Source organism: Alteromonas aestuariivivens (genome assembly GCF_003367475.1).
Classification (GTDB): domain Bacteria; phylum Pseudomonadota; class Gammaproteobacteria; order Enterobacterales; family Alteromonadaceae; genus Alteromonas; species Alteromonas aestuariivivens.
In genome coordinates, this window is the sequence record NZ_QRHA01000006.1 from 15341 (window position 1) to 32776 (window position 17436).

Annotated in this window: 11 protein-coding genes; 4 read left to right on the plus strand and 7 right to left on the minus strand. The window is 50.5% G+C overall.

The window, feature by feature from the left end; translation table 11 throughout:
• Positions 1 to 10: 10 nt before the first annotated feature.
• Positions 11 to 2731, minus strand: a complete 2721-nt coding sequence (locus tag DXV75_RS09020) for an alpha-L-rhamnosidase (RefSeq protein ID WP_115593323.1) — start codon at positions 2729 to 2731, stop codon at positions 11 to 13.
• A 325-nt stretch (positions 2732 to 3056) separates the two neighbouring features.
• Positions 3057 to 4709 (minus strand): sulfatase-like hydrolase/transferase, encoded by a 1653-nt coding sequence (locus tag DXV75_RS09025; RefSeq protein WP_245953158.1) that lies wholly within the window; start codon positions 4707 to 4709, stop codon positions 3057 to 3059.
• Positions 4710 to 5212: 503 nt separating this feature from the next.
• On the opposite strand from DXV75_RS09025, the gene DXV75_RS09030 reads away from it, so the two are divergent.
• The 3 genes from DXV75_RS09030 (at position 5213) to DXV75_RS09040 (ending at position 9899) form a co-directional block, all read left to right on the plus strand.
• Positions 5213 to 6619 carry a sulfatase-like hydrolase/transferase gene (locus DXV75_RS09030; protein WP_115593091.1) on the plus strand — a complete coding sequence of 469 codons (1407 nt, stop codon included), beginning with the start codon at positions 5213 to 5215 and terminating at the stop codon, positions 6617 to 6619.
• A 509-nt stretch (positions 6620 to 7128) separates the two neighbouring features.
• Positions 7129 to 8595: a BNR-4 repeat-containing protein gene (locus DXV75_RS09035; RefSeq protein WP_115593092.1), complete on the plus strand. Its 1467-nt coding sequence runs from the start codon at positions 7129 to 7131 to the stop codon at positions 8593 to 8595.
• 59 nt (positions 8596 to 8654) lie between these two features.
• On the plus strand, positions 8655 to 9899 hold the full coding sequence (locus tag DXV75_RS09040; RefSeq protein ID WP_181898393.1) for a glycoside hydrolase family 88/105 protein: 1245 nt from the start codon (positions 8655 to 8657) through the stop codon (positions 9897 to 9899).
• A gap of 100 nt (positions 9900 to 9999) precedes the next feature.
• Here the strand turns inward: DXV75_RS09040 and DXV75_RS09045 are convergent, their stop codons facing one another.
• From DXV75_RS09045 to DXV75_RS09060, 4 genes are all read right to left on the minus strand, one after another.
• On the minus strand, positions 10000 to 11346 hold the full coding sequence (locus DXV75_RS09045; protein ID WP_245953159.1) for a BNR repeat-containing protein: 1347 nt from the start codon (positions 11344 to 11346) through the stop codon (positions 10000 to 10002).
• Positions 11347 to 11686: 340 nt separating this feature from the next.
• On the minus strand, positions 11687 to 12001 hold the full coding sequence (gene rhaM / locus DXV75_RS09050) for an L-rhamnose mutarotase (RefSeq protein WP_115593095.1): 315 nt from the start codon (positions 11999 to 12001) through the stop codon (positions 11687 to 11689).
• Positions 12002 to 12085: 84 nt separating this feature from the next.
• Positions 12086 to 13006: a DUF4861 family protein gene (locus DXV75_RS09055; RefSeq protein ID WP_245953160.1), complete on the minus strand. Its 921-nt coding sequence runs from the start codon at positions 13004 to 13006 to the stop codon at positions 12086 to 12088.
• A gap of 75 nt (positions 13007 to 13081) precedes the next feature.
• Positions 13082 to 13381 (minus strand): glycoside hydrolase family 88 protein, encoded by a 300-nt coding sequence (locus DXV75_RS09060; RefSeq protein WP_115593096.1) that lies wholly within the window; start codon positions 13379 to 13381, stop codon positions 13082 to 13084.
• A 654-nt stretch (positions 13382 to 14035) separates the two neighbouring features.
• Here DXV75_RS09060 and DXV75_RS09065 point away from each other — a divergent pair.
• Entirely contained in the window at positions 14036 to 15451 is a 1416-nt protein-coding gene (locus DXV75_RS09065; protein WP_115593097.1) for an FGGY-family carbohydrate kinase, read from the plus strand.
• A gap of 55 nt (positions 15452 to 15506) precedes the next feature.
• Here DXV75_RS09065 and DXV75_RS09070 read toward each other — a convergent pair whose 3' ends face one another.
• Positions 15507 to 16289, minus strand: coding sequence for a DeoR/GlpR family DNA-binding transcription regulator (locus DXV75_RS09070; RefSeq protein ID WP_115593098.1), 783 nt, complete (start codon positions 16287 to 16289; stop codon positions 15507 to 15509).
• Between the last annotated feature and the right edge of the window lie 1147 nt (positions 16290 to 17436).

A 17436-nucleotide genomic window follows, 5' to 3' on the forward strand; every position in this document is an offset into this window, starting at 1 on the left:
AATAGTCACCTCAAATGTTGCTCAGTTTGGCTTCAATGCGGTACCGACCCGGTGACATGGCATGGAAGTTTTCGCCATCTGTTGCCGTTCCATTAACGGTAACGGTGCCAGGCATCACATCGGGCAGGGACAGGTCCGCTTCCGTGTTGCGCGGGATGGTTACGTCCAGAATAAGGGTCTGGTTGGTGATTTTCCAGTCAATACTGACCGGACCATTGGGCGTCGGGACCTGACCGCTCGCCGCGGACAGGCGCTGGTTAAACTGTGGCGCAATGCTAATGCGTTTGAAGCCCGGTTCAGCAGGGGTAACGCCCAGGATCCCTTCATAGAACCAGCGGGAAATGGTTCCGTAGGCATAGTGATTCAGAGAGTTCATGCCCTGTGGATTAAACCCGTCTTCAAGGGAGTACGAATTCCAGCGCTCCCAGGTTGTGGTGGCGCCGTTGTTGATGGAATAGAACCACGAAGGGTAGGTTTCCTTGAACAGTAAATCGTAGATCAGGTCACTGCGTCCGGCGTCCTGCAACACCGAGGCAAGCAGTGAAGTGCCCAAAAAGCCGGTACGCAAATGGTTGTCGGATGCCTTTAGCAGGCCGAGCAGATGGTTCAGGGCAATCTCTCGCTGCCCGGTGGGGAAGAGCTCAAACGCCAGTCCCAGCAGATAAGTGGTTTGTGTCGCGTGGCCTGACTTAGGCAGCAATTGATCGTCGAAGAATTTTGCCAGAAAGGCGGCCTTAATGTCGCTGTGAAGCTCGGTTAGTTGCCGAGCTTTATCGGTTTTGCCTAACGCTTGTGCGGTTTTGGCAGTCAGTTGCACGGAGCGGGCGTAGAACGCGGTGGAGATCAGGCTGAAATCGGTGTCGCCACGATTGGCCGCCTCTGACACCGGGTAGGGCTGCAGCCAGTCACCAAAAGTTTTCATGTGCGAGATGTGGTTTTCGCTCTGGCTTTTGTGGTAGTCGAGCCAGCCCAGCATCATGGCGTAATTGTCTTGCAGAATGCTGAGGTCGCCGGTCAGCTGGTAGAGTTCCCAGGGGATGATGGTGGCAGCGTCCCCCCAACCCGACGAGGCCCAGGTGATCCACTTTACATAGGGAATGTACAGCGGGACCATCCCTTGTTCGTTTTGCTCCTCGCGCACACTCTGTAACCACGCAGACCAGAAACCGTAGGCATCGGCCATGTACATGGAAGGGGTAAGAAAGGCATTGGCATCGCCGGTCCAGCCGAGGCGTTCGTCACGCTGCGGGCAGTCGAGAGGAATGTCGTAGAAGTTGCTGCGCATGCCCCAGACAACGTTCTGCGATAGCTGATTCAGCTTGGCGCTGGAACTGGAAAAATTATTGTAGAGCCGGATGTCAGAGTGTTGTACCAGCGCATTGGCCCAGTCAGTTGAAGGCGCTTGCGATGAATCAAAGCCGGAAACTTCCATATAGCGGTAGCCATGAAAGGTAAAGGTTGGCTGGTACTCAATCTGCCCGGTTTTGGCTGGCAGATAGTAGTCCGTTGAGTGGGCACTGCGGTAGTTGTCGGTATAAAACTCACCCTTGTGCAAAGCTTCGGCAAAGCGAATGCGGATCGGTTGCCCTGCAATTGCTGGCACCAAAATGTGCGGAACACCAACCATATTCTGGCCAAAATCAAACACTGCCACACCGGGTCCGGTCACTTCTACGGAAACGGCCGGAAGTGTTTGTGTCATTCGGATGGGATCATGCCGTTTGGGGCGCAGCAGAACCTGCGGGTCGAGGGGCTCGCTGATTGCAGCCTGCCAGCTGGCATCATCAAATCCGGCTGCGTTCCAGCCTGGCATTTCCATCGCCTGATCGTAGCGCTCGCCATCGTAATTACTGGCAAAACGGATAGGCCCGGCCTGGGAACTCTTCCAGCTCTCATCGGTGACAATTGTCTGGCTGCTGCCATCCTGGTAGACGATTTCAAGCTGGGCCAAAAAGCGCGGCGGCAGCTTGTGATCAATATCCATCAGATTGGCAATACGCCCGGAGTACCAGCCTCCCGCCAGGCTGGCGGCCAGAGTGTTTTCACCTAAAGTCAGATTTTCGGTAATGTCATAGGTCAGGGTTTCAATACGCCGCTGATACGGGGTCCAGCCCGGAGTCATCACATCGTTGGGGGCAACAATGTTGCCGTTAATAAAAGGTTTGAACACCCCTTTGGCAGTGACATAAAGGCGCGCCTGCTTTACTGGCCTGTTTACCCGAAAGGTCTTTCGCAGATATTGCGGGGTGGCCAGAATTTCTTTGGTGGGCTGGGTTAACAATGCGGTGTCCGGGTGGCCAATCCACTTTCCCTGCCAGTCGGTATTGTCAAGCAACCCTAACTCAAACTCCTGGGTGTCACTCCAGTCTGAAGCCTGCTGTTGTTCATTCCAGTATCGCACCCGCCAGTACGCCTTTTGACGAGATTTTAAAGGTTTGCCCTGATAATCCAGCCACGACGTCTGGCTGGAAAAAACTTTGCCACTGTCCCACAAATCCGCAGCGGTGTCGGCATTGGTAAACGTTTGGCCGGAAACCTGGATTTGGTAGGCGGTCTGGAAATCTGATTGGCCCTGTTGCGGTAGCAGCCAGGAAAAGCGAGGTGTGCTTTCATAGTACCCGATAGGGCTGGAAAAGCCTTCCCCCAGCTTAAGTTTCACCGGGGCCTCAACGATGGCTTGTGAAGCTGGCGGTTGGGCAGTACAGGCGGCCAGCCACAGTAACGGGAGCATCAAAAGGCAGTGTCTGAAAACGTATTGGGTGAAGGCGTGCATGCGCGTTATAACTCCGGAGTTGACTCAGGGGAAAGGGGTAGGGTGTGTTTATCTTTGTTCATTGTTTATGCAGTCGGTCATTATTGCGCCAGACAATCACAAATGAGTGAGGTTTAGTGGGCCTAAATGAGCGAATTTGTGGGCAGTATGGCGCAATAATGGTCACTGCCCTTCGGGTTGAAGCTAAAATGACCGATAACCGCGTTGTCGTTGACTTATTTGGATTGCCAAACTGCGCCACCGACGCCTCGTTCTCAGCCATTTTAGTTTCCAACATAAATAATTAACAAAGATAAACACACCCTAGTGTGACGACCAGGCTTTCCTGATAGCCGATACGATGAGCGATAACACTTATTGCGGTACCCGTTTCCACTTCAAACGGTTCGTAATAAGGCTGCCAGTGAAGCGAGGCATCGCTGCTGTTGCCCAGGCTATAGCTGATGTTTGCACCCGGTGTGGGGCTGGTCAGGCTAATCTTACCGTGGCTTTTTTCTACAACGGGCTGTGCGGTTTGCGGCTGGGTATTCTGGCCCTGCCATAGCCCGGCGATCAGCTCGCTCTCGGGTAGGTTCGGCGTATCGCCAATTTGCGCAAGCCAGCGATCCATCTCACTGGAAAGCCTGTGCAGGGTGTCGGCATATTCGGGTAATCCGGCCAGGTTATTCAATTCGTGTGGGTCTGCCTCAACATCAAACAGTTCTTCGGCGGGCTTTTGTGACCGAAACCACTGCGCCTGCGCTTCTGATAACTGACCTGAGGCCTTTAGACGCAGTAACTCCTGCATGCTGGGAATTTTCTCCCGGTAGGCAAGCGGCAGATAGTATCCCTGATTTGGGCGGTAGTTGCGGATGTACTTAAATTGTTTATCTCGTACCGCACGAATGGCATCGGTGTATTCGTCCAGACGATCAACCGCAGCGTGAATGTATTTGCGGGCAGGCGTGTTCTGGCCCAAAAAATTGCGCCCGTGCATGTGGGAAGGAATTTCACCGCCTGCCAAGGCAATGGTGGTTGGCGCCAGGTCAACAAAGCTGATCAACTGGTCATCGCGAGCCCCGGCGCCTTTAGCATGGGGAAAACGAATGAACATGGGCACTTTCAGGCCACTGTCGTAAATCAACCGCTTTTGTCTTGGCAAAGGCCCGCCGTGATCGGAATAAAAAACAATGATGGTGCTGTCATAAAGGCCGTCGTCCTTGAGTTGCTGCAGCACTGCGCCAATCTGGCGGTCAGTCTCGGCCAGATTGTTGTACATTTTCCACATGTCCCTGCGTACCACCGGAGTGTCGGGCAGGTAGGGGGGAATATTAAAATCCGTATCTTTGGGCAGGTGAACCGGGGTGTCAGCTTCTGTGGTTTTTACCGAGTGGTGCTGAGGCAGTGCGGTGATAGCTTTTTTGTCGTTGTTCAGGTAATGACGGAACTCAATCTCACGAAATCCATAGGGTTCAAACAGGCCTGACTCGTGGGTGGTGGTGAAATTGACTACGGCAAAAAAGGGCTGCCGTTGTGCGCGGTCCCGCCAGTGGGCCAGCGCGCTGCTGTCATGCCACGCAGTCTTGGGGGCTTTGAACTGATAATCTTCTTTCAGGTTGTTGGTGGTGTAATAGCCCAGCTCGCGCAGGTACTGACTGAGCATTTTCGCTTCAGCCGGAGGCACCGCCTCGTAGCTGGGTAAGCCGGTTTCCTGTGTGTTGGAAGTGGTGCGCATATTGTTGGCGCCAACCGCAGAAGGGTACATCCCCAGTGCAATGGCGGCCCGGCTGGGTGCGCATACGCCTGAAGGTGAGAACACATTGGTGTATACCACACCTTCGCTGGCGAGGCTGGAAATGTTCGGCGTGGCCAGGGTGTTGTCACCGTATTCATTGAGCAATGGGCTCATGTCTTCAATCACCAGCCACAGAATATTGAGAGGAGGCTTATCACTCATATTTTGAGGTGCCTGCTCTGCATGTGAGTGGGTGCTTACAATCGGCAGGCCTATTGTGAAAAGGAACAGAGCAGAGGTGAATTTAGCGATGCTTTGGTAATTCATTTGTGGCCTGCGGGTTAGAGTTCGACGCTTGCTGGTAGCTCCCCATGTATCTCGGTAATCGATATTATCGGAACGCGACCGGTGACTTTATTAACATTTCTGCAAACTGTATTAGTACCCTAATGGTCAAAAATAATCAAGGTTAAACATTTTCGTGTGATTGATAATTTTGCTTGTGGATTAAGTACTTTCCCAGAGAATTGACGCCGTCCGGTTCGTGCCAAACTGGTTTGAAGCGTTAAAAATAGGCTTTAATATTGTTCATGCTATGTTAAAGTCGTCACGATAGGTCATTATTGGTCATGCCTGTAATTGCCTGCCGGTGTTATTCTGATTTTTGTTAAAACACCGGGTTAGCTGAAATCTGCGAATTAAATTACGCCAAGGAAAGATGAAAAATGATAAATAAGAGCCGTATTGCTGCTTATCTTTTGCAATGCCTGTTGATGAGCTTTAGCGCATTTACCTACGCTGAAGAAAAGCCAAATATCATCTTTATTTTGACCGACGATCTCGGTTTCAACCAAGTGGGTGCTTACGGTAACACCCCGATTAAAACGCCTAACCTGGATAAAATGGCCAGTAACGGTATTCGGTTTGATCATGCGTATGCCGGCAATACCGTGTGCTCCCCTTCCCGGGTGGCACTGTTTACCGGGCGGGATGGCCGCTATATGACCAATAACTCCAACACAGTTCAACTGACTGAGATGGATATAACGGTTGCCCATGTGTTGAAGCACGCCAGCTATGATACGGCGCTTTTTGGTAAGTATTCCATAGGTTCGCAAATGGGCGTTACCGATCCGCTGGCGATGGGTTTTGATACCTGGTATGGCATGTACTCGATTCTTGAAGGGCACCGCCAGTATCCGCAAATCCTGTGGCGGGATGGTAAAAAAATCCGCATTACCGAGAACGAAGGTGGCAAAAAAGGCGCGTATGCCCAGGAACTGTTCGCGGAAGAAGCCATTAATTACATTGAACAGGAGCGGGACAATCCGTTCTTCGTCATGCTGACATTTTCTTCCCCTCACGCGGAACTGGCTGTGCCTGAAAAATACAGTGCCCAGTACGACTTTGAAGAGAAGCCTTATACCGGCATGTCTACCGGTGTTCCCAGCGACAAATACGCGGCCTATTACCCTGAGCCGGTGGATAAGCCCAATGCTACGCTGGCAGGAATGGTCAGTGCGCTTGACGACTATGTGGGCCAAATCATTGCCACTTTGGAAAAGCGCGGCATTCTCGATAACACCCTGATTATCTTCACGTCTGACAATGGCCCACACGATGAAGGTGGAGCGGACCCGCAATACCTGAAAGCTTCTGCGCCCTATAAAGGCCAGAAACGTGACCTGTTTGACGGCGGTATTCACGTTCCCATGCTGTTGCACTGGCCAGCGAAAATTAAGCAGCCTCGCGTCGACAAAACCCCATGGACGTTTGCAGATGTGCTGCCTACTTTTGCAGACATTGCCGGTGTTAACCTGAACCTGGTGCCACGGGTACGTACCAACGGGGTGTCCATTTCCGGATTGTTGCAGGATGAACCAGAGGAAATGCCTGAGCGCCTGATGTACTGGGAATTTGCCAAACAGGTAGGCGATCCGAATTCCGGTGTTATTGGTGACATTTATCAGGCGGCAAGAGAAGGCGAATGGAAAGCGGTCAGGTACCGTCTGGATGGCGATCTGCAATTGTTTAACATTCTGCAGGATCCGGACGAGTCCAACAATCTGGCGGCGGAATACCCGCAAAAAGCCCAGGCGTTCCTGGAGTTGTTTGAGCAATACAAAGACTGATCGAAATCAGCAAGAGAAGTAAACGTCATCTGGCCCGGTATTGCCCGGGCCACAGACTGATGACAAACTACTGCGCTCGAAATTGCAGCGTTAAAAGTCTTCTCAAAATCCTCATTTACCATTTGTAAACTGCGGTTTTTCGGCGACTTTTTCCTTGCACTTTCTTCGCTCGCTACGTTTGTCTCCAGTCTGCAGAGTGTTTCGCGTGAAACGCGGGACTTTCTAAACACTCTGCGGCCCGGTATTACCCGGGCCATTTTTTTGTAAAAAATTCCTTGAATCCTGTTTCTGGACCCATCTGCTGGTGTTTTTTAATCACCATAAACGCTCAGTTTTAATCATTATGTTGCATTTTGTGTCGTGTTAATTTATTGTTGCGCATTATGAGAGGGGGCTCACCCCGGAGCTGGTTACCCATATTAATGAGAGCCAGCATCGGGGAGGAGGGGGGCTCCCTCTCGTGCCTGTTTGTGGCACTTGCTTTAAGTATTCTTGAGGATTGAGGCGATATGAATTTACTTGGATTGTCAGGCAAAACCGCGAGTTATCTCAATGAAAAGAAACGCCTCTTTAATTCTCTGGCTAGCGCTCTTGTTATCAGCGCGCTGGCTGGCTGTGCAAACGACAATGCCGTTCCACAACAAACCATGGTGGATTACTTCGCTGACAATGGCCTGAGTAATGCGGTAGCCCCCATTCAGCACCCTGCCGGTGAATACCACAACGGAATTACCTATGTGGCCTATCAGGGGTTATTGGAAGATCCGTATCTGGCAGCTTACAACCACAATACCAAACAGTGGTCAGGCCCATTTAAAGCCGGTGTCAGTGATATGGGCAAAGACCCGACCCGTGACAAAATCGACAATCACGGCAAGCCCGCCATGATCATTGATGACGAGGGCTACATTCACGTGGCCTTTGGCGGTCACGGCGGTGTGCCGGAACTGGGTGAGAACAAACTGGGTAACTATCATTACGGTCGCCAGCAGCATGCGGTTTCCAAACGCCCTTACGACATTAGCGAATGGGAAACGCTCAACAATGTTTCGCCATTTGGCACCTACAATCAGTGGGTCAAGATGGATAATGGCGATCTATACCTGTTCTATCGCCACGGCGCCCACCGCAGCAACTGGGTTTATCAGAAATCTACCGACAATGGCCGCACATTCGGCGAACCTGTATCTGTACTGAAAACCAAGCGCAGAGATGATGCGGCCGGTGTGGATGCCTGGTATGCATGGTTTACCAAGGGGCCAAACAACACCATTCTGGCTGCAGTGACGTACCACATGTGTTGGGATAACACCCCAACCAAGACTCATGATGGCGAGCGTCGCAACGGTTACTACCTGTACATGAATACCCTGGATGGTGACTGGCATAACGTTCAGGGTGAAGTGCTGGATGTGCCGCTCACCAAGGAAGATGCCGACGCAAAGGCGCTGGTGGTGGATTCTGGTGAATTGTGGGCCAATCGAGGTACCACCCAAATCGGGCCAGACGGATACCCTTATGTGAGCTTCAGAATGGGCGAGCACCTGGGGCGCAAGCACGGTGGGCCGCAAAACTTCTATTTCTATCGCTGGGATGGCCAGCAGTGGGTCAGTGGCCCAGAGCCATTACCGGTTTCACGAGGCGACTTTAAAGTGCCTTCATCCTCGACGGTCAATATGGTTCTGGCCGTGAGTGATGCTGACAACACCGGTGTCGTTGAATCGGGCAGCAAAAAGCTGGGCGTGGTTGGAAACTGGCAGAGTAACGATGGTGGACTGACGTTCAGCCGACAAAAGGTCTACTTGAGTGTACCGGGTACAGGTTTTGCGATTACGTCAATCATTCGTAATGCGCACCCGAATGCACAGGTGTTAGTGGCGGGGATCGTGCCGGGTACCGACTACAGAAAAATGTATCTGGTTGGGGAAGATGGGCCGGTGCAGCGCCCTTTGGAAGAGGCCAGCCTGCTTGAATAAAAAGACTAACAGAATCCGGCAAGTTACTGATTAAAATGTGAATTTTCACGGGAAACATTATGTTAAAGATTACAGCAAAACTCACTCCAGCCGCGTTGGCCGTCACTCTGATGCTTGCCGGTTGCAACGGGAGCGAAACCGTAACGGCTTCAGAGGCGGAAAGTCAGACTCAGGTTGCAACTCAGCCCGAAGTAGCCCTGGCCAGTACGTTCCGGGAGTCGGCACAGGAAGTCGGCAACAAAGTGGCAAACTGGCAAATCGCTCAGTTCGGGCATCTGGATTACATTCCGGAATCTCACCGTGAAAAATCCGAGGACGCCAAATTCTGGATCCAGGCAGCGTTTTACATTGGGTTGACCCGCTGGGTGGAAACCGTTGGTGACGAGGAGTTGCTGGCCTTTATGAAAAGCGTCGGCGAGCGTGAAAACTATGAAGTGCTGATGAACCGGCCTTATCACGCCGATGACCATGCAATTGGCCAGATGTATCTGTGGCTGACGGAACAGACTGGTAATGAGGCAGCCTACAAGCATCTGCAGGAAGTATTCGACATGATCCTGGCAAACCCGCCTCAGGTCGGTTTGGAGATGGTTGACTCGGAAGAACTGAATCACACTAAAACCAGTAAATCTCACCTCGAAGGTAACTGTCAGACCCGGTGGTGCTGGGCTGATGCCCTGTTTATGGCTCCGCGTAGCTGGTTGATGATGAGCAACGTAACCGGCGATCCCAAGTATTTCGACTATGCAGACAAAGAATTCTGGGCTGCGGCGGACTATCTGTTCTCAGACGAGTACGGGCTCTTTTTCCGTGACAGCCGTTACTTCGACATGAAGAGCGATAATGGTGGGCCTGTATTCTGGGGCCGCGGTAATGGCTGGGTTTTCGCCGCTATTCCGATGATCATTGATGACCTGCCGGACAATCACCCTTCCAAACCCCGTTATATCGAGCTGTATAAGAAAAATGCCGCTGGCCTGATGAAACTGCAGCGTGACAATGGCTTCTGGCCTGCGTCTTTGATGGATCCTGATAAGGTAAAAACACCGGAAATCAGTGGCACCGGCTTTATCACCTTTGGCCTTGCCTGGGGTGTGAACAACGGCATTCTGACGGATGATCACGCTAAAGAGGTGGTTGAAAAAGGCTGGGTCGCCATTGAGTCTGCGGTGGAAGAAGACGGCCGTGTGAACTGGGTACAGCACGTGGGTAAATCGCCGGATCCGGTTAAGAAAACCGATTCCCAGTTGTATGGTGCCGGCGCGGTTCTGTTGGCTGCGTCTGAAATGAGCAAGTGGCAATAACTCAACCACTTGTCTGAAGTTCAAAAAGCCCCGTCAAAATTGACGGGGCTTTTTCGTGTAAGGCAGTAAGCCTGACTCAGTCAGGCTCAGAATGATGACATCATTGCTGCGCGAATTCATGCACCAGCAGCACACCCGGCAGCGAAATGCTGGTATGAGCCCGGTCGCGGTTGCCTGGCTGGCTGAACCAGGAAAGGTAAAACTGATTGCCTGATGAAGCTTGCCCTGAACCGGCCTGCACGTGCAGTTCAAACGGGTAGGCCGTATCCTGAAGCATTTTCTGATTGGATTTGCGGGAAACCGCGTCAATTTCCGCAGGGTAAAGGGACGTGTTTTCAACCCGCACGGTGGCGAGGGTTTCACTGTCGACCACAAATTGCAGTATTGAATCATCCTTGCGCACCGTCACTCCCAGGTTTTTATCATCCAGAACCACGGGCGCACTGGGCCTGACCGGGAAACGCCCAAGAGAGCCATGCCCGCCGAACTCCCAGCGGAATCCGTCCCATTCGCTCAGCTGTGACGTTTTCCAGCCTTTGCCTTCCTTGCGGGCGACAAAAATCTCAGTGTCGCCGTCTTCATCGTATTTGTGATAGGAGATTACCGGCCGCTGCTGTTGATCGAAGCCTATCTTTACATTGCCGTTGATCATGCCGCCTTTGGGAGGTACAGGATCAACAATCTCTACTTTATCCAGGGTCAGTGGCAGTTCAAGGGTATTGCCATTGGAATCGAACCAGCTAACCAGATCGGGGCTGGTGGCGTAGGACAAACTGTGATTGCTGTCGGCACTTGGGGTATTGCGCCAAACCCAAATCAGGTGAAAGTTGCCATCGGGGCCTAACACCGGGCCTTCAAAATAGCCGCTCATAAGGCCCTGCCCATCAAGAAACTGGTTGGTGTGCAGCCGTCGCCAGGTTTGGGTGCTGGTATCGTAGATGTTGTAAATTTCATTACCGTTACCACTGCCGCCGTCGCGATATTTAACAATCAAATCGTTGTTTTTGTTGAGCAGAAAAATGGGATAAGTCATGCGTTTTTCTACCGACTTGTCCACCATAACCTCTACTCTTTGCAGCGAACGTACCTGATAAGGTTCGCTAGACCGAAAGTATTCCAGCGGGTCGGCGTGCATATTGCCAATCAGATGAATGTAACCCTCTTTATCCACTTCCAGAGTGACGTAGTTGTGGCTGTCCCAGCCCAGCCAGCTGTCTACCTTGTAATACCGCCAGGGATTGGCACCTTCCCGGTGTGCAACCGTCATTTGGCGATTGGCATCGAAATAGGCCACAAACTGATGTTTGCCACGGGTCAACAGATAGGGCTTGACCCGATGCCCGGACCACACGTTGTCCAGCGCGATGCTCTTAATCAGAGCGTTAGGCTGCGGGCTTTCCTGTGCTGGTGTGCTCGCACTGCAAGACAGTGTTGTAGTGGCCATCATGACCGCCAGTCCAACTGGTTTAAGAGATCGTTTAGCAAACATGGGTAATGAGATAGGCATGGGTTTAAGACTCGCTTTTTATTTCAGCATCAATGTGTTGAGATTATTGAGATGACAATCATTTGAGCAATATTAGCATCACAAAAAGTTAACATAAAGCATTGTCGCTCATATGCAGTCAAATGTGATCTAGTCCGGATCGCAGACTTCTGCACAGCTTGGGCTATCTGGACAATAAACGCGGGGGAGAAGGTGACAGTGGAGGCCGTAAACCCTAAGAAGCCCGAACCGGAGTCCGGGCTTATGTCGTCGGTTGGCTTCTGAGCCTAACGGATAGGGTTCAGTCCAGATGAAATACTTCGTCCAGTGGCACAACCACGGGGGAGTTGTCCGGGTTGGTCTGCATGATATCGGCCATAAAAGCCCACCACTTTTTCACCACCGGATGGGCCGGCAGTTCGTCCATACTATGGTTATCAGTGCGTTTGAGTACCGCAAACAGCTTGTTTGATGATTTCTCAAAATAAATGGAATAGTCAGATACGCCAGCATCCTTGAGGGCTGCTTTGAGCTCCGGCCAGATTTCATCGTGGCGCTTTTTGTATTCCACTTCATGCCCTGGCAGAAGGGTCATGACAAAAGCAATTTTTTCCATTTTGTTCCTCGTAAATACACGACGGCCTTCTATCAGGAGACTGAAGGCCGTTTAATTTATTGCAAAGAGTATTGGCGGTGCAGCTTAGAGTGGAAAGCTGTCCAGATACTGGTGCCATTGCTCCAGGGTGGTAATTTCACCCGCACCTTCCCAGCCAAATCCGGCGTAATAAGTGATTTGGCCGTTGTCATCGGTGTTGGTGAACAGCCAGATGTGGCTTTCATCTTTCTCGTCAATAGGCATATGGGCGATGCTGGTCACTTTGGCTGGGTCTATAATCACGCCCGTGCCCAGGCCGAGTTCATCAATGACCTCCCAGGCGGAAATCCAGCCTGCCGCCTCATTTGAATACACGCTGGCTTTTTCGTCATGGGTAGCCAGGCCAAGGGCAATTGGCAGCGAGGTAGCTTCACCGTTTAAAGTGAAGGTTGAGTCCACTTTGTATAACTGGCTGCCCAACTCCAATGAAACGGTTTTGAGCTCTTCAACGTTACCAAGCGGGGTCTCAAATGCGTAGTGCAGGGTGAACACAACCTCATCGCCGCCACTTTGAATCACTTCGTAACTATCGAAGTTGTGCCCGTAATAAGGCTTGCCATCAACCCACACAGCACTGCCGCCCACACCGCGGCTGATCCCGGTGTGGTAAGGATCATAGCCTTCACCCCGATCTTCGTGATAGCTAATGCCGTTAACAAAGCCGGCATACCATTTGTCGATGATGGAGTAATCCACTTTTTTCAGCCAGGCATCTACGCCGCTGGCGTGTCCAGCCAGGGGGGCGGCAGGGCCGTAAACCCGAAACGCGACCTTGTCATTTTCCCACGCGAAGTCGTCGCGACGCTCCGGCACAAATCGGGCGTAGGCCATAACCTTCTCAGCTGATTCTTCAGCGGCAGGGGCTTCGGTAACGCTGGCCTGCTCGCTGGAACAACCTGCCAGCAGTAAACCCATAGTGAGTAAGGCCGATTTAGGGTAAGAGGTTAAGGTTATCTTTGCTTGCATAATTCCTTTCCATTTTTGTGGTTGGTGTGTGAGCAAAATGCTTCGGCCACCCTGATGTGTGTGGCCGCAAACGGCTTAATGACTGTGAGCAGACTCATCGTTTCGCGCGGTGTAATAGTCGAATACCTCCGACCCGGCGAGTAAAAATCCACCAACAGCGTATAACTGCGAATCGTCGTAGCTGACCAGGTCCGGAGCATCCCCAATTTGCTGAGCCCAGCCAATTTTTCCATCTTTATCCAAGGCACTGTTAAGTGCGGCCCAGCCTTTCATTGCAGCCTCAAGGTAGTCTTGCTTACTGTGCAGCCCGTGACTGATGCCCCAGAATAAGCCATAGGTGAAAAATGCTGTACCATTCGTTTCAGGCTGTGGCATTTTTTGCTTTTGCAAGCAGAGACATGGACCAGAAACCGTCGGCTTTCGCTGGATGAATGAGTTGCATGGCTGTTGCAGTCCTGGGCATGAGCGCTTGCGCTGCCGCCCAACAAGCAGGCTGAGGTAAGCAAGTCAATACGCAGCCGATGGGTGGTGACTTTAACTGCTGCCATCAGAAAGGAACTCTTCATAATGCGAATCCAAATTGCCATGATGTTGTTTGCAATAATGTGAATGATGTTGCACTATTATGAAATCTTGCGCAACGGCTTTTGCTGCCCTTTTAGACTTTAAAAGGTGTGGATTTGATGAACTTCGGATTAGTAAAACAATGAGCAGGCGTAATTTTTTCAGAGTACTGCAGGCGCGTTTGCATTCACTGCATGCGGTGTAATTTATCAGTGCCTGGCTGAATTAAAAAAGCAATATCCGAAGCCCTGAAGAATAATCAGGCGATAAGCCTGTGCCGCGGCAGTGAGCTGGCGTGGCCGATATTAGCAACAGTTATTTCAACCATACAGTCTGCCGGTGAATAATTGCTTACCCGCAGAAAAAATTGCACTTTGAAACATAACGCCGGGTGAAAGGTCGCAGAGGGTTAGTCCCTGTGCCAGGGCATTATGCGCATAGGGCACAGAACATAAAGAGTCGAGCATGCCAATAACACAACATTCCAATACGCTTATCGTGGATATCGGTAAAACCCACGTTAAGGTGCACCTGCTGGATGCAGGGTTTACCTCCATTTCTTCCATGCAAATGAAGAATAAGGTGGTCAACTCGGGTGAGTATCCCTGTGTTGACGCAGACGGGATCTGGCAGTGGTTAACCAGCAGTATCCGCACCCTGTGCCGGGGTTATTCCGTTGGCGCCATGACGTTTACGACCCACGGTGCCACCGCCGCGTTGATAGATAGAAACAGTAGTGAGCCTGATGGGCTGGTACTGCCAATACTGGATTACGAGTTTGACTGCGCGGCCCTGGTTCGCCCGGAATATGATCAGTTGCGCCCGGAGTTTGAATCAACGCTGTCACCAAGCTTGCCTCTTGGCCTGAATGCGGGGCGTCAATTGTACTGGCTGCAACAGAAATACCCTCAGAAGTTTGTTTCTGCTACCGACATTCTGATGTATCCGCAATACTGGGCTTGGCGTTTTACCGGCACTCTCTGTACTGAAATTACGTCATTGGGCTGCCACACCGATCTGTGGTCGGTTGCCGAAAATCGTTATTCGTCTCTGGTTGAGCATATGGGCATTGAGGACAAGTTCCCGCCTATTGAACCGGCCTATTTCGAGTGCGGAACCCTGCTGCCTGAGGTGGCTGAGTTATGCGGGCTTAACAGTGATTGTCTGTTTTACAGTGGCATTCATGACAGCAATGCGAGCTATCTGAGGTATAAACTGGCGCTTGAGGGGCAACCCTTTACCGTGATTTCCACCGGGACCTGGACAGTGCTGATGAACTCCCAGGGCAAGCTGGACGCACTGAATGAAAGTCGGGACATGCTCGCGAATATCGACGCTATGGGGGCTCCAATTGCCTGTGCGCGATTTATGGGCGGAAGAGAATTTGAAGAAATCTGTGAGCAGGCTGGCTCCTGGCTCGGTGAACAGTTTGACGAAACTGACGTTGAGCGAATCATCGAGCAGAATGTATTCGCAATACCAAATTTTGGTGCTGGAAGCGGGCCGTTCGGTTCGGCTCCCGGACGGTTTCAGGGGGCAGTGGACAAGATCAGTGGTATAGCGCTGGCAACCTTGTATTGTGCGCTTATGATTGACTATCAACTGGATATGCTGGACGCAGAAGGCAATATCTATATTGAAGGGGCGTTTTTGAAGAATCCGATTTTGATCGGTATTGTAGCCCAGTTACGCAGTAACCAAAGGGTATTGTTGTCGCAGGATACAACCGGAACGGTTACCGGGGCGGCGCAGCTGACGCAGTGGATGCAGGCAAACTGTGAAATTGTCAGTGAAAACGCTCATACAACCGCGTTGAGCGGTTTGGCGCAATATCGCGAAGCGTGGCGGGCATTGGCTCAGTCAAATCTGGGCAATATCTGAAGGAAGGGATACGCTGGCGCCAAATTCCGCGCCAGCCAAACGGGTTTATCTGAAATTAATCTGCGGCTTCTACAATCAGAACTTCGATGTCGTGAGACTCGAAGTATTTCACCAGTTCAGGATCGGCTTTTGAGTCGGTTATCAAAATATCCACTTCGGACAGTGGGCAGAAAATAAAATTGCTGCGCTGTCCGATTTTGCTGCTGTCGGCCAGGATCACCAGTTTGTCGGTTTGTTTTTTGAGTTTCTGCTCAGAACGAATCAAAAGAGGATCTGATTCCATCACACCAAACTCACCAATTCCCGGCGTACCCATAAACATCATTGAGCCATGATAGTACTCAGTACTGTCCTTTTCGTAGGAGCTGAGAATGATGCCCTGTTCCCGGTAGATTTCTCCGCCAGGCAGGGAAATTTGGCAGTCGCTGTTTTCTGACAGGTAGTTCGCCAGCACAAAGGAATTGGTCAGAATGTTCAGTTCCAGGTTGGCTAGGTACTCTCCCATCATATATGTGGAGGTTCCACCGTTTACGATAATGGCGTCGCCATTGGAGCAGAGTTCCGCAGCACGCTTGGCAATGCGTTTTTTGGTGTTGGCGAATTTGTTTTTGTCGACGACAAAGGTGCTGCTGGCTATGTGTCTTTTTCTTGGATTCTTGTTGATTGATTCAGCACCACCGCGAATTTTGGAGATCTCGCCACGCTTGGCCATTTTGATAATGTCGCGTCGGATGGTGGCTTCGGATGCGTTCAGTTTTTCTGTCAAACTACGAACGCTCGCGAACTGTTGCTGATCAAGGATATCCTTTATGAGTTGTTGTCGGTGTTTTTCTAACATGAAAGAGCTTATCCTTTTTCCATACTCGTATATGAAGGTTCCTTTGGACCTTCTTCAACAGCTGCTAGGTCAATGAACCCGTTTCAGCGTTAACAATATCATAATACTCAGTATTATGTATTATAATAACCTGAACTGAATTGTGGAAAATCAATTTCTCCTTATTTCCAGTCTTTTTAGCGCAATAACAATGATTGAATGCCATTGACTGCTTTCAGGTTATTCTCATACAACCGATGAAGCATTTGATTAATCAATATGTGTCATTATGAAATCATGTCGGCTGCCAGGTCATGCGGGTGTGACTTATACGGCACCTTAGCATTTGAGGCTGTGTTTTCCGGTAGGCAAATGTGTATGCGCACATAGTGTTATTCTCCCTGTTTTGTCTGTATCAGGATTGGATGGTTTCCTGAATTTTGATATTTAATTATCCTTAAAAACTCTTTCGGTTCTTGGTTGACTCTGTCTGATCAGCTTCCACAGAAAATGGTTCAAACAAGTTTTTTGCTCTATTCGCTCCCGACTTCCTAAGTGAGAACGATCAACCTCAACCCCTCCTGCTCAAGCTTGTGTTACCAATCCGATGCGAAAAGAAAGTTTACATATCCGTTCGCCTTTTCACTGGCCGCGTTGAGTCAAAATGCATCTAATCTAAAATCTTTTGATCTGGTTGAAGATCGTATTCACATGCTCACAGAAACCCTAGTTAACAGATAAAGTGCATAGGCTTAAGAATTCAATTTGTGTCACTTTTTAACAGATAGTAGTCTCGATAGGTCATTTTTTGCAATCAAATTGTATCAAAATTGTAAACTTATGATTATTATTAGGCGCTTGCAGTATGAACCAGACGTCTCATGATTGATAAATAAGGGGCAATCTATAGGTGATCAGTCCAGTGAAGCCTGTCAAATATTGCAAGATTGAGTTTGTGGATGTTGGAATCACAAAGGTGAACGCAAGATTTGGGTTCAATAATCTGTTTGTGATTGATATTGGTGCAGAAAAAATGACTTTCGGTGCATCCGGTTAGGGTTGAAAACCAGATGGTTGAGGCTTGTTTGTTGAGGGTTTTCTTCATATTGGTGAAAATAACCGCTCATTTCCGCTCAAATTAGTCATTTACAATCATTTTGTGGGTGGG

What these genes read in the sequence shown, in the direction of transcription:
- rhaM (WP_115593095.1), bottom strand. Translation starts at nt 12,001, where the DNA reads ATGGAAAAAATTGCTTTTGTCATGACCCTTCTGCCAGGGCATGAAGTG.
- DXV75_RS09065 (WP_115593097.1), top strand. Translation starts at nt 14,036, where the DNA reads ATGCCAATAACACAACATTCCAATACGCTTATCGTGGATATCGGTAAA.
- DXV75_RS09020 (WP_115593323.1), bottom strand. Translation starts at nt 2,731, where the DNA reads ATGCTCCCGTTACTGTGGCTGGCCGCCTGTACTGCCCAACCGCCAGCT.
- DXV75_RS09025 (WP_245953158.1), bottom strand. Translation starts at nt 4,709, where the DNA reads ATGAGTGATAAGCCTCCTCTCAATATTCTGTGGCTGGTGATTGAAGAC.
- DXV75_RS09055 (WP_245953160.1), bottom strand. Translation starts at nt 13,006, where the DNA reads ATGCAAGCAAAGATAACCTTAACCTCTTACCCTAAATCGGCCTTACTC.
- DXV75_RS09070 (WP_115593098.1), bottom strand. Translation starts at nt 16,289, where the DNA reads ATGTTAGAAAAACACCGACAACAACTCATAAAGGATATCCTTGATCAG.
- DXV75_RS09060 (WP_115593096.1), bottom strand. Translation starts at nt 13,381, where the DNA reads ATGCCACAGCCTGAAACGAATGGTACAGCATTTTTCACCTATGGCTTA.
- DXV75_RS09040 (WP_181898393.1), top strand. Translation starts at nt 8,655, where the DNA reads ATGTTAAAGATTACAGCAAAACTCACTCCAGCCGCGTTGGCCGTCACT.
- DXV75_RS09030 (WP_115593091.1), top strand. Translation starts at nt 5,213, where the DNA reads ATGATAAATAAGAGCCGTATTGCTGCTTATCTTTTGCAATGCCTGTTG.
- DXV75_RS09035 (WP_115593092.1), top strand. Translation starts at nt 7,129, where the DNA reads ATGAATTTACTTGGATTGTCAGGCAAAACCGCGAGTTATCTCAATGAA.
- DXV75_RS09045 (WP_245953159.1), bottom strand. Translation starts at nt 11,346, where the DNA reads ATGATGGCCACTACAACACTGTCTTGCAGTGCGAGCACACCAGCACAG.